The 12,867-nt window shown below is 56.6% G+C and carries 11 protein-coding genes; 2 read left to right on the top strand and 9 right to left on the bottom strand.

The annotated features are described in order from the left end of the window. Positions 1-214: 214 nt before the first annotated feature. Positions 215-2,989, bottom strand: coding sequence for a calcium-translocating P-type ATPase, SERCA-type (locus MJA45_RS11770; RefSeq protein ID WP_315607443.1), 2,775 nt, complete (start codon positions 2,987-2,989; stop codon positions 215-217). A 185-nt stretch (positions 2,990-3,174) separates the two neighbouring features. On the opposite strand from MJA45_RS11770, the gene MJA45_RS11765 reads away from it, so the two are divergent. Further along, a complete protein-coding gene (locus MJA45_RS11765; RefSeq protein ID WP_315607442.1) occupies positions 3,175-4,929 on the top strand; it encodes an Rqc2 family fibronectin-binding protein in 1,755 nt (584 codons plus the stop codon). Between the two features lie 30 nt (positions 4,930-4,959). Here MJA45_RS11765 and MJA45_RS11760 read toward each other — a convergent pair whose 3' ends face one another. The 6 genes from MJA45_RS11760 to MJA45_RS11735 form a co-directional block, all read right to left on the bottom strand. Continuing rightward, a complete protein-coding gene (locus MJA45_RS11760; protein ID WP_315607441.1) occupies positions 4,960-5,883 on the bottom strand; it encodes a MerR family transcriptional regulator in 924 nt (307 codons plus the stop codon). A 93-nt stretch (positions 5,884-5,976) separates the two neighbouring features. Then, entirely contained in the window at positions 5,977-6,837 is an 861-nt protein-coding gene (gene galU, locus MJA45_RS11755) for a UTP--glucose-1-phosphate uridylyltransferase GalU (RefSeq protein WP_315607440.1), read from the bottom strand. After that, positions 6,824-7,684 (bottom strand): PHP domain-containing protein, encoded by an 861-nt coding sequence (locus MJA45_RS11750; protein ID WP_315607439.1) that lies wholly within the window; start codon positions 7,682-7,684, stop codon positions 6,824-6,826. The genes galU and MJA45_RS11750 overlap by 14 nt, the downstream gene beginning before the upstream one ends. Before the next feature lie 25 nt (positions 7,685-7,709). After that, positions 7,710-8,621: a selenium metabolism-associated LysR family transcriptional regulator gene (locus MJA45_RS11745; protein WP_315608000.1), complete on the bottom strand. Its 912-nt coding sequence runs from the start codon at positions 8,619-8,621 to the stop codon at positions 7,710-7,712. A 177-nt stretch (positions 8,622-8,798) separates the two neighbouring features. After that, entirely contained in the window at positions 8,799-9,236 is a 438-nt protein-coding gene (locus tag MJA45_RS11740) for a hypothetical protein (protein ID WP_315607438.1), read from the bottom strand. 89 nt (positions 9,237-9,325) lie between these two features. Continuing rightward, a complete protein-coding gene (locus MJA45_RS11735; protein WP_315607437.1) occupies positions 9,326-9,589 on the bottom strand; it encodes a YlbG family protein in 264 nt (87 codons plus the stop codon). Positions 9,590-9,637: 48 nt separating this feature from the next. Between MJA45_RS11735 and MJA45_RS11730 the strand changes: the two genes are divergently transcribed. Further along, positions 9,638-10,660, top strand: coding sequence for an asparaginase (locus MJA45_RS11730; protein ID WP_315607436.1), 1,023 nt, complete (start codon positions 9,638-9,640; stop codon positions 10,658-10,660). 5 nt (positions 10,661-10,665) lie between these two features. Here the strand turns inward: MJA45_RS11730 and MJA45_RS11725 are convergent, their stop codons facing one another. Beyond that, on the bottom strand, positions 10,666-11,121 hold the full coding sequence (locus MJA45_RS11725; RefSeq protein WP_315607435.1) for a YlbF/YmcA family competence regulator: 456 nt from the start codon (positions 11,119-11,121) through the stop codon (positions 10,666-10,668). A gap of 38 nt (positions 11,122-11,159) precedes the next feature. Further along, a complete protein-coding gene (locus MJA45_RS11720; RefSeq protein WP_315607434.1) occupies positions 11,160-12,851 on the bottom strand; it encodes a helicase-associated domain-containing protein in 1,692 nt (563 codons plus the stop codon). Positions 12,852-12,867: the final 16 nt, after the last annotated feature.

Below are 12,867 nucleotides of genomic sequence, written 5' to 3'. Positions count from 1 at the left end.
AGCACCTATCATAGCTAATAATGCTCGAAAAGTGAAGCCATTCCTGCTAAAACAGGCCGATTCCCCCTTTTCTTCCTGCACTAGAAGAATAGCCAACGAAGCATCCGGCAATGGGAGCGTTTCCACTTCCCCTTCCTGCACGTAAGCCCATAAAAAAGAAGCCGACCGCCTGGGATCGGCTCCTTCCCTATGGTCCACTCAACCTACACCCGGTTTAGCGGGTCACCGGCTTGGAGGAATAGGTGAGCTTTTTCTTTTTGCCCGGATTTTGGGACACGCTTCCGATCCCCATCAGTACGGATGGAATGGCGGCGGCTACGAGCACGAGGATCCATTCGGCCGTCCCGATCGGAACGGTTTTGAAGATGGGCTGAAGGACCGGCACGTACATCACGCACAGCATAAGGGCGACGGAGGACAGCACCGCGACGACAAGATACCGGTTCTGCAGCGGATTGCGGTGGAAGATGGACCGCGAGCTGCGGCAGTCAAATACATGGATGAGCTGGGCCATGACAAGAGTGGCGAAAGCCACCGTCTGGGCTTTAACAAGCGTTCCGGCGCCGCTCGGGTTGGTATGAAGCGTAATCCAGAAGGCCCCAAGCGTACAGAGACCTATCAGAATCCCTCTGGAAATAATTTTCCAACCCAGCCTTCTAGCAAAAATATTCTCCTTGGCGGAACGCGGGCTGTGCTGCATCAAATCCTTCTCGGCCTGGTCCACCCCTAGCGCCATGGCGGGCAGACCATCGGTTACCAGGTTGACCCACAGGATTTGAATGGGAACGAGCGGAAGCGGCATGCCCATCATCATCGCCAGGAACATCGTCAAAATTTCGCCGACATTGGAGGCCAGCAGGTAACGGATGAACTTCCGGATGTTCTCGTAAATTCCGCGGCCCTCTTCAATCGCGGCGACAATCGTGGCGAAATTATCGTCGCTGAGAATAAGCGCGGAGGCTTCCTTGGACACATCCGTGCCGTTGATGCCCATCGAGATGCCGATATCCGCCGCTTTGATGGCCGGAGCATCGTTCACCCCGTCTCCCGTCATGGCCACCACATGCCCCCCGCGCTGCAGGGATTTCACAATTCTAAGTTTGTGCTCCGGCGAGACGCGGGCGTACACGTACGTGTTCTCCACCTTCCCGTCCAGCTCTTCATCCGACATAGCCTCGATCTGCTGGCCGTTCAGGGTCATGCCGTTAGCGGGAAGCATGCCCAGCTGCTTGGCAATCGCCTCGGCCGTGGTCAAGTGATCCCCGGTGATCATCACCGTCTTGATCCCGGCTTTTTTGCATTTGGAGATGGCATCCCGTACTTCCTTGCGCGGCGGATCGATCATGCCGGTCAACCCGACGAACACGAGGTTCGCCTCCACGGAGTCCTGGCTGTCGTTTCTTTCGCTGCTTTTCATTTCCCGGTAAGCCAAGCCGAGAACGCGGAGAGCCGATTTGGCCATCCCTTCATTCGCCGCCATCACTTTTGTTTTCAAGGTATTGGTAAAAGGGATGATTTTGTCGTCCCAGAGAATGTATTGGCACTGCTGGAGCAGCATGTCCGGAGCACCCTTTGTAAAAACGAGCCGGCCGCCCTGGTGCTCCAGCAGCACGGACATCCGTTTGCGCTCCGAATCAAACGGGTATTCGCCTACCCGGTTAAACGTGTCTGCGAGCGACTCCTGCGTCAAGCCGGCTTTCGCTCCCAGGACGACCAAGGCGCCTTCCGTCGGGTCCCCTTTGATCTGCCAGCTTTCGGCGGCTTCCTCCCGGCTTTTCTTGCCCTTGCTCTCCGTCTCTTCCTTATGCAGGGTAGCATTGTTGCAAAGCACGGAAATTTGCATCAAACGGCGAAGAGAGGGATCCTGGCGCAGGTCGGCCGGCTTACCGTTGTGCAGAATATCCCCGTGAGGCGTGTAGCCGTCCCCGGTTACTTCCAGCAGGTCTCCTCCCCGCCATAGATGGGTCACGGTCATCTTGTTCTGCGTCAAGGTGCCGGTCTTGTCCGAGCAAATGACGGAGGCGCAGCCCAAGGTTTCCACCGAGGGAAGCTTCCTGACAATCGCTTTACGTTTGATCATTCGCTGCACGCCAAGGGCAAGAGCAATGGTTACGATGGCCGGCAGGCCTTCGGGAATGGCCGCCACCGCGAGACTGACTCCGGCGAGGAACATCGCATAAGGCGGCTGTCCGTGAAGAATACCCGCGAGCACGACCATGACGGTCAGCCCGATGGAAACGAGAATGAGAATTTTGCCAAGCTGCTCCAGGCGGTGCTGCAAGGGCGTTTCCATCGCTTCCGTCCCTTGAATCAGGCCGGCGATTTTGCCCATCTCCGTGTCCATCCCGGTCCGGACCACCACGCCTTTCGCCGTCCCCCGGGTGAGCATCGTACCCATAAAGCCTAAATTTCGCTGATCCCCGAGCGGGACTTCGGCATCCCGAAGAGCATCCGTATGCTTGCTTACCGGAACGGATTCGCCCGTCAAGGCGGATTCTTCGACATAAACGCCATTCGTCTCCATCCATCGGATGTCTGCGGGAATACGGTCCCCCGCTTCGAGCATGACGAGGTCGCCCTCTACCAGCTCTTTAGCGGAAAGCAGATGCTGGGCTCCTTCCCTCACCACCTTGGCCGTCGGCGCAGACAGCTCCTTGAGCGACTTAAGTGAACGCTCCGCCCGGAATTCCTGGATAAATCCGAGAATGCCGTTAATGAGGATGATGGCCACGATGGTAATGGCATCCAGGTATTCCCCGAGAAGACCGGACACCAGAGTAGCTCCCATCAGCACCAGTACCATAAAATCTTTGAATTGATTCAGAAACAAGGTAACGGGCGATACCGATTTCCCCTCCGACAGAACATTCGGTCCTCGTTCCTCCTGCCTCTGCCGAACGGCTTCCCAGGACAGCCCGTGATTCGGGTCCGATTGCTGGGTGTGCAGCGTCTCCTCCACGGACATTTGATACCACTTCTTCTGACTCATTCCATTCCCTCCCTGATCGTCGGACAGCCTCCTGAATTTAAATCTATTCAGACAAGCGTCGGAATATCCCAAACGAAAGAATGGTTTACAGCCAACCGCGCCCTTAAAATTTGCGTTCAAATATGGCATGATAGTACAGGATGGAATTGAACGGGGCCTATCCCCCGGAAATGGAGTGTAACCTTATGGCTTTAGACGGACTAGTGGTGCGCGGCATGGTGCACGAGCTTCAGAAATTGACCGGAGGCCGGATCGCCAAGATCCACCAGCCTTCCGGAACCGATATTGTTATGCAATTACGAGCGCAGGCGAGCAACCTGAAGCTTCTGCTTTCGGCCAATCCAACCTACCCGAGGATCCATTTGACCCGGCAGTCGTTTCAGAATCCCCAGGAAGCGCCTATGTTTTGCATGCTTCTGCGGAAGCACTGCGAAGGCGGCGTGATCGAAGAGGTACGCCAGGTCGGAACGGAACGGATCGTCCATATGGACATCCGGCAGCGGGACGAACTTGGAGACGTCTACCTCAAGAGAATTGTGGTGGAAATTATGGGACGCCACAGCAATATCATTCTTATTGATCCCCGAACCGGGACGATTCTGGACGGGATCCAGCATGTGACGCCGGCGATCAGCTCCCACCGGATCGTGCTGCCGGGCAGCTCCTATACCCCGCCTCCGGAGCAGGGGAAAGCGGATCCCCTTACCGTAGACCGCGATGCTTTTAGGGAAATCCTGGGGCAAGCTGCCGAGGCCGACGAGTCAGAGGGCCAATTGGCCAAACGTCTGGTAGGGGCATTCAGCGGGATCAGCCCTCTCGCTGCGGCGGAGACGGTCTTCCGTTCCCGTGCCGAGCGTGATCGGATCGGCCCGTTGGACGCTTTAGGGAACGCCTTTGAAGGCATTCTGTCCAATATCCGGGATAACCGCTATTTCCCTGAAATCCGGGAGGATGCGGCAACGGGCAAGTCGGCCTTTTCGGTCATCGAGCTAACGCATATTCAAGGGGAACGGGAGACGTTCTCCTCGGTAAGCGAATGCCTCGAAGCCTTTTATGGGGACAAGGCCGAAAAGGATGCTGTCAAGCAGAGAACGGGAGATCTGCAGCGTTTTCTAATCAATGAACGGAACAAGAACGGCAAGAAGCTGGAGAAATTGGAAGAAACCTTGGAGGAAGCGAAGGACGCGGACAAGTACCGCATTCTCGGGGAGCTGCTGACCGCCTCCCTCCATCTGCTCAAGAAAGGCGACAAGGAAGTGGAGGTCGTCAACTATTACGACGAAGAGCAGAAGCCGGTCACGATAGCTCTGGATCCGCTGCTGACCCCTTCGGAGAACAGCCAGCGTTACTTCAAGAAGTACACCAAAACCAAGAACAGCCTTCTGGCCGTGGAGGAGCAGCTCGTTCAAACCCATGAGGAGATCCGCTACCTCGACTCGCTGCTTCAACAGCTGAACAGCGCGAGCCTGGCGGATATCGAGGAGATTCGTGAGGAACTGGTCGAGCAGGGGTATGTCCGGGACCGGGGACGCAAGCAGGCCAAGAAGAAGAAAAAGGACAAGCCCGCCCTCACCCGCTACGTGTCCAGTGAAGGAATCGATATCTATGTGGGCAAGAACAACATCCAGAACGAGTATTTGACCAACCGGCTGTCTCATGCCAGCGATACGTGGCTTCATACGAAGGATATTCCCGGCTCCCACGTCGTCATCCGAAGCGCCTCCTATGGAGAGGCCACTCTGCTCGAGGCCGCCTCGCTCGCCGCCTATTACAGCCAGGCCAAGGAGTCGAGCCAGGTTCCGGTCGATTATACGCTTATCCGGCACGTACGCAAGCCTAGCGGAGCCAAGCCCGGGTTTGTGATCTACGACCATCAAAAAACTTTATATGTAACGCCCGACGAAAAGCTCATCAAACAAATGCAAAACTCACCGGCCTGAGGCCCGGTGAGTTTTTTTGTTTCGTTCTATTCAATGGAGTGCCGGATTCCGGATGAGGTTTCTCATCTTCTCTATCGCGACTCTGGCGTCTCCGGTCAGCATATGAACGTGCTTGGTCCCCGGCATGGTGCCGTCTTCCCGAACAACGGAGCCGCCTACGACCACCTTCGTGGGATACCCGTTCTCTTCGATGAGCCTGTCGAGCTCGCGGTAGAACGACTCGGCTTCCGCAAGCAGCATTCTCGAGGAAGAGGAGAAAGCAAAGGCGGCCGGCTTGAATCGGTGCAGACAGTCCACAATTCCTTTCTCCGATGGCGAGGTGCCGAGATGAACGATCCGAAAGCCGCTTTGGGCGGCGAAATAGACAAGAATCAGCACGCCCAGCTCATGCCGCTCATTCGGGGAGCACGAGGTGACGAGCAAGGGCCCGTCTACCGGAGAGCGATACATGTTCTTCAGGGCAAGGAGACGGTCCCTTACAAAATGGCTCCCGAAATGCTCCTGAAACTCGGAAATCTCCCCGCTCTCCCAGCGCTTCCCGAGCTCCACCAGGACGGGCTGGAGAACCTCCAGCAGAACGTAATCCATATGATGGCGGGAAAGCATCCGGTCAAAAAGATGCTGGGCGGCATAGGCATCCAAGTTAAGAAAGCTTTGGAGCAGGCTCCCGACATAATCCTCTCCCGGTGCTTCACCGGAGGATTTGATCTCGGACGGGTCAGGTCTCTCCGCCATCAGCCGGTGCTCCTGGACCGCCATCCCGATCGGAATGCCTTCATCCGCTTTCTTCTTCAGCCAAAGCAGCGTATCTATATTCTCCTGAGTGTAGCCCCGGTAGCCGTTCGGAAAGCGCGAAGGAATAACGGCTTCGTACCGCTCCTCCCATTTGCGGATCAATTGGGTGGAGAGTCCCGTTCTAAGTGCTGCTTCTTTGATGGTATATAATCTTCTCACGGTAGGACACCCCCATAAACGTGACTATGGAACCATCGCAGAATGGCCCTACCAGAACTATAAACCATTTACAAAGATTATACAACTGAATCGTTACTCCCAGGACTGAACCAATTGGCGCAAATACTCCTTCAAATGCCCTTGGAGCTCGGGACGGGCCAGGGCAAACTCAATCGTCGCCTCGATGTAGCCCTGCTTATCCCCCACGTCAAACCGCCGACCCTGCTGCAAATAAGCGGCCATCGGCTTGTTCCGGTTCATCACGCGGAGGGCGTCCGTCAGCTGGATTTCCCCGCCGCGGCCGGGCTCCTGCTTCTCCAGAATGGAGAAAATCTCAGGCTCGATCACATAGCGTCCGATCACCGCAAGGTTGGACGGAGCCGATTCGCGCTCCGGCTTCTCGATCAAATCCCCGATCCGGTTGTCCTGCGACAACGAGATGATGCCGTATTTGTTCACATCTTCCCAGGGAACCTCCTGAACGGCGATGACCGAGGTCGACGCCTGCTCATAAAGATCGATCATCTGCTTCAGACACGGAGGCTTGGAGTCGATGATATCATCCCCGAGCAGCAGGGCGAATGGCTCCTCCCCGATGAACTTGCGGGCGCAGTAAACGGCATGTCCGAGCCCGAGCGGCTGCTTCTGCCGGATGTAATGGACGTCCACCAGATTGGACACCGTCTGAACGATCTGAAGCAGCTCCCGGCTGCCCTTTTCTTCGAGCATGGTCTCCAGCTCAACATTCTTGTCAAAATGATCCTCAATCGCCCGCTTGTTGCGGCCGGTAACAATAATGATGTCCTCCACCCCGGACTCTATCGCTTCCTCGACAATATATTGGATCGCCGGTTTGTCCACGATCGGAAGCATTTCTTTCGGCTGTGCCTTGGTGGCAGGCAGGAAACGGGTGCCGAGGCCGGCTGCCGGAATGATGGCTTTACGAATTTTCATAGAAGTGGCTCCTCTTTTTCATAGTTTCGATACCCTTTATAGGTATGCTGCGGGAACCGATTGGTCCATGAAATACGCTGCCGCCCCGGGAGCCGTGAAAATCGGACCCGCCGGTAACGAACAAATGATGACGATTCGCCAACCCGGCATATCTTTCTTCGTCTTCGGCCGAGTGGTCGGAATGGAACACTTCCAGTCCGTCCAATCCCGCCTGGGCGAGCTCGGGAATGAGGTCATCCTGACCGTACAAGCCCGGATGGGCCAGGACGGCACAGCCGCCCGCTTCATGGATCCAGCGTACCGCCTCGGACGGAGGAATGCGCATAGGACTTATGTAGGCGGCCCCGTCTTTGCCCAGGTACCGGTCAAACGCATCCTTCATGTCGGACGCATACCCGCGGGCCGTGAGAAATTCGGCAAAATGCGGCCGTCCCACGGTTTCATCCGGCTTAAGCTCCTTGGACATGTTCGCGATTACCGCTTCCATGGTAATGTCCACGCCCAGCTCGCGAAGCCGCTCGATTAAGAGCCGGTTGCGGTTCTCCCGGACGTCCCGCAGGCTCTTCAGCCGTTCGAGAAAGACGGGATCTTCCGTATTCATAAAGTAGCCCAGGACGTGGATATCCTGCCCGCCCGCAGCGGTGCTGATCTCGACGCCGGGGATCACCGTAATGCCCAGGCGATTTCCTTCTTCCATGGCCTCGGGAATACCGGCTACCGTATCGTGATCGGTGATCGCCACACCGGCCAGTCCGTTCTCTTTGGCCATTCTTACGTTCTCCGCAGGAGAATGAAGGCCGTCGGAAGCCTTCGTATGGGTATGTAAATCAGCTCTTGGGTTCGTCATCCGGACGCTCCTTATCCAATTAAGGTTACAGCCATTGGGCGAGTTCGCGTTCCCTCATGAAGGTCAGGAAGGTAACCGCCGAAATGGGCAGAAGGGTGGATTTTAAGTAAATCGAATAGAAGCTTCGGGTAAAGCGGATTCCTTCGATGCTTCGGGCATGAAGAAGGCTCAGGGCCGCTTCGTGCTTGATCGAGGATTGGGAGAGGATGGACAGCCCCAAATGGGCTTCCACCGCGGATTTGATCGCCCCGGTGCTCCCCAGCTCCATCACAATCTTCATTGTGGAGGCATCGTAGCCTTGACGCTGGAACTCCTCCTGCATGACCGAACGGGTCCCGGACCCCTGCTCCCTCAGGATGAAGGGATATTGAAGGGCGTCGTCAATGGTGATGGCTTCTTTCTTGAGGAGCTCATGGCCGGCCGGAAGAATCAATTTCAGCTCATCGTTAAGCACCGCTTCCACATGGAAATCCGGATGGCTGACCGGGGCCTCCACAAGACCGAAATTCAGCTGATGGGACAGAATTTCCTCTACGATCTGCGTCGTGTTAATTACCTTCATGGAAACGGAGATATGCGGGAATTCCTTATTGAAAGGCCCGAGCAGACGAGGCAGGATGTATTCTCCCACCGTCAGGCTGGCCCCCAGCTGCAGACGCCCCTCCAGCATGTGCGTATAGCGGGACATTTCCCGTTCCGTCTCGATCATGAGGTCCATGCTCCGCTTGGCGTAAGGAAGAAGCGTCCGGCCCGCTTCCGTCAATTCGATTTTTTTGGTCGAACGGAGAAACATCTTGGTCCCGAAGTGATCCTCCAGGGATTGGATCTGCATGGTTACGGCCGGCTGGGTCATATGTAAGGCTTGCGCCGCGCTTGAGAAGCTTCCCTTCTCCGCCACGGTGAAAAAAATATGCAGCTGATGAAAATTTAACGCCATCGCGTGAACGCCTTCCTTTCGCTCCCCCATTATATCACAAACCGGCCTGGTTCCTTGAACCCCGGTTCCCCCGGGCCATAGGAATTCCTTCTCAAGGGTTTTACGTGTCTTCCTTAACCTAGGGCAAATAAAAAAGCATACATTTCGAGGAAAATGCATGCTTTGTTCGTTTATGGGTCAGCGGCGCTTGCGGCTGTTCTTGATCAGGGTCATCCGGCGCGAATGCCGCAGCCAGGAATAATAGGACTTAAGGTCCCGGAGCTCTATCGTTTCGGACATGCGGCCGAGGAAGGTGACTACGATCATCTTGTGCAGCGGATTGCCCGCTATATCGGTCTCGTTCTCGATGACGGCGAATTCCGCCACCATGACGAGATCCTCATCGATCAGATAGACGTCCTGTTCGTTACGGTAATAAGGATCGACCTTGCCGTCCTTCAGCTTCTCCCACAGAAACGCGCAAATGTCCTCGAAGCCTGTCTTGGTCCCCTCGATCCGGTCGCTCCACCGCATTCGAGCATGGTTTGTGATGACGATGTCCGCAATCTTCTTGTCGGCAAGATTCACATAAAACGGTTCGTAGGTGCTCCATCTGTCCATAATCTTGTCTCTCATGCCACGACCCCTCCTCACAAACCAGGACTTAAGACTATGCTTCGCGATACCTATATTCTACTTCAAAATTAAAATATTTCCAATAGCCTTTATAGCGAGTAAAATCTTGTCTTGTCCGCCATGTTACTGGTATACTCCGTCTTGATCTCATTTCGGTATGAGCGCTCTACCTTCTTGACGTAAGGAAGTCTCTGAAGGTTGCGCATCGTATCCTCCAGCTTATCGGCATGCACGTACATGGCGACGTACTGCATCTTCTTGGAGATATAATGAACGGTCCCGTAACGCTCCAGGTTGCGGGCGGGTTTCGTATCCGTGACCCACACGATGAGTCCGCTTCGTTCGGTAAACAAAGAACAATCCCTCATTTCCACAATAAAATAATTCAGGAGGTGGCCGTCATGCCAACCGAGCCTATTGTTAGAATCACCCGGGGCGGCTATACCGAAAGCCTTCACCGGGGAGCGGCAGCCGTGGTGAACACGGAAGGAACCGTGCTGCATCAAGTCGGGGATCCTTCCCATTTTACTTTTGCCCGATCGTCCGCGAAGCCCCTTCTGGCCATTCCCGTGCTGGAAAAAGCCGCCGCGGAGGGAACAGCCTTCTCGCCGGAGGAAATTTCCCTCCTGTGCGCTTCCCATAACGGAGAACCGGCTCACGTCCGCATTGTGGAAAACCTGCTGCAGAAAATGGGAATGAGCCGGGACCTGCTTCAGTGCGGGGCGCATGAGCCGTTTTACAAGCCGGCCGCGGACGCCCTTCGCGAGGAGGGAAAGGCCCCGACCGCCTTGCACAACAACTGCTCCGGCAAGCACACCGGCATGCTGGCGCTTTCGCAGCTGCTGAACGTCTCCTCCGGGCATTACATGGACCCGCAGCATCCTGTCCAGCAGCTTATGCTGAAAGCGGTTAGCGTTATGGCCGGCCTGCCCGAGGCGGATATCCGCCTCGGAACCGACGGCTGCGGGGTCCCCGTCTTCGGCATGCCTCTGTCTAATCTCGCAGCCGCTTATGCCCGGCTCGGCCGGCCGGATTCGCTCGGCGCCGCCAGGGCGGAGGCCTGCCGCCAAATTGTCGGGGCCATACGCGCTTTCCCTTTCGGGATCGCCGGAACCGGACGGTTCGACACTCGTCTAGCCGAAGTGACCGGGGGCCGCATCATCGGCAAAATGGGCGCCGAAGCCGTCTTTGCCCTTACGGTTCCCGCGGAAGGACTGGGCATCGCCGTTAAGGTCGAGGACGGCAACCTGCGCGCCCTTTACCCGGCGGTGATGGAGGTGCTGCTCCAGCTCGGCCTGCTGGATGGAGAGGAAAGCAAAGAGCTCCGCTCCTTCCACCGGCCCATCCTTCACAACTGGAGCGGGACGAAGGTCGGGGAAATCATTCCCGATTTTCGCCTTTCGTCCCCTCCACCCGTGACTTAAGTCCTTTATCCGCAGCTTCCGCTGCAGTTTCCGCTGCAGCCTCCCGAGCTGCAGCCTCCGCTTTCCACGCCCGGGTTGTTGCTCGGTACCTTGATGGTATCGGACACGGCATGGGCGATGGTTTTGGAGATGGTGAAGAGAAGATTGTCCACGGCGCCCTCGGCCTGCTGATACCTTCTCAGCGCCTCACACTCCTCCATCTTCTCCTGCCAGCGCTGAACTTCCTCCAGAGCCTTATGATAATCCGGATGAAAGTGACCGAACCGTTCGCATTCCTCGAACTTTTCTTTGAGGCGGGCGAACCCGGCAATCAATTTCTGGGCCTCCTCATCCTTCTGTACCCGTTCTTTCCAATATAAGTAATCCGCCATCTCGGCGGAGGAATTGATTAAATCTCCCAGCTCGTAAGCCTGCAGCAGCACGGAAGACATGTCGAGCGCGGCGGCTTCTTTGATGCTCAAGAAGCAACTCTCCCTTCCTATAAACTGCTTCTATCATATCACGAATCGCCTGTTTCCGGTAACAGAATCTGTAATTGGAGCGTCTCTTTCTGCGGGATCACGACCATCCTATTGCCTTCCAGCGCTTCCAGTCTCCATCTTCCTTTTTCTTCGTGAAGCTTCTTGGGAAGGACCTTTCGCGCGGTTCCGGCGTCTTTCAAGTAAAGAAACGTCTTCCATTCGGCCGCCTGCCGGATCATCTCCTTCATCGTACTAAAATGATAGGGCCGGCACTCTTTCAGCCACATGGCGGGAACGGTATGCCTCTCCTCCTCCCACTCCGGAGCCCAGGGCGCTACAGCTTGGACCGATGCCTTCCGGATGGACGGCCGGGTGCGGCGTCCTTTTTCTCCCCGGGAAACCGCTGGCTCCGGCAGAGAACAGGGATTGCTCGCTCCTTCACGGCCCAGCTCCAGATAAAGTGGGCTGGCGCCGCCTGTGCCGCTGGAAATGCCTTGCTCTTCCCCCCACTCCCGCAGAATGAGCTCCACATTACCCGGGAGTCCATAGACGGCATGCCCGTCCAGGAAACGAATGAGCCTCTCCGCCGAACGACCGCCGGCTAAAGCGCGAAGCCAGGTCTCCCGGGTGAGCCGGTAGAGCAGACAATCATCGCTCCCGACCCGGAGGGCCATCAGCTCGAGCTCCCATAGAAGCTCATGAGGGATACCAGGAGGCACAATAACCTCCAGATCGGGCTGCACATACCAACGGACCGCTTCCTTCTCTTCCTCTTCTAGTTCTTCCAGCCTATTTATTTCAGCCGCTTCTGCTGCCAAACGGCGAAAGCAGATAGTGCCATCCGGACGCTCCGCCTGCTCCATCCAGCCCATGCCCGCCATCGGCTTAAGCCATTGGCTTTCGAAGCTGGATAGGGTTGGGTCCTCCTGGTCAATCGGAATCCCCCAAGCTTTAAGCTTCTTGACCAGATCATCGACGGAGAAAGAACAGCCGGCGGAACCGTTCTCGGCAGCGGCAGCCAGATGGGCTTCCAGCGGGCTGCGGATCGGCTGTTTCCCCAGCCAGATGCCGCGAAGCTCTTCATCCCTGACACAGGGCCTCTTACCGAGCCATTCTTTCAAGGCGGGGGGGACGAGACGAAGCTGCCCCCCTACCACCTTTAGAAGCCCTAGCTCCTGGGCCCACTCCATCAGCCGTTCTCCCGTTCCGGGCCCGGCATCTGTTCGTCCGTCTTTTCCGTAAGGGCTGAAACCCTCGAGCCGTTTCTCCAGGCTCTTCCCGGCCCGGAGGGGGAATCGCCCCGCCTGCGTAAGCCGGATGTCCTCCCACGAGACATAGGATAGAAACTGCAGCATGGCATGAACCGCCGCCAGCGGCCGGTAGAGGATGGGCTCTTCCCTGTCCAGCGGGGAGATGGGCTCCTCGTCAAGGCGCGGAAAAAGCACTTGATGCCATTCGGCAAGGCGCTCCTTAGGAAGCATATGATAGGGAGCGGTTCCGGGTTCATGGAAGAAGCCGACGGCGCCTCTTCTTCGAAGAACCGCAAGGCCGGCCGCGGCCTCCGCCCCCGACAGCCCCTCCCGCTCCGCCCAGTCCTCCAGATGGCTTATTCCGAACGGGCAGCAGGCCGAATAGCTCACAATTATCCTCACGACGTCCTTCGCCAGAGCGGGAAGCCCTGAATAAAGAACGGCCGGACGGCCGTTCCCCTGTTGATCGCTATTGTTCATATTCCAGCCGCCTCCG

Source organism: Paenibacillus aurantius, assembly GCF_032268605.1.
In the GTDB taxonomy this organism is placed as follows: domain Bacteria; phylum Bacillota; class Bacilli; order Paenibacillales; family NBRC-103111; genus Paenibacillus_AO; species Paenibacillus_AO aurantius.
Note: the sequence above shows the minus strand (reverse complement) of the source record. Positions and strands in the feature narration are given on the sequence as shown.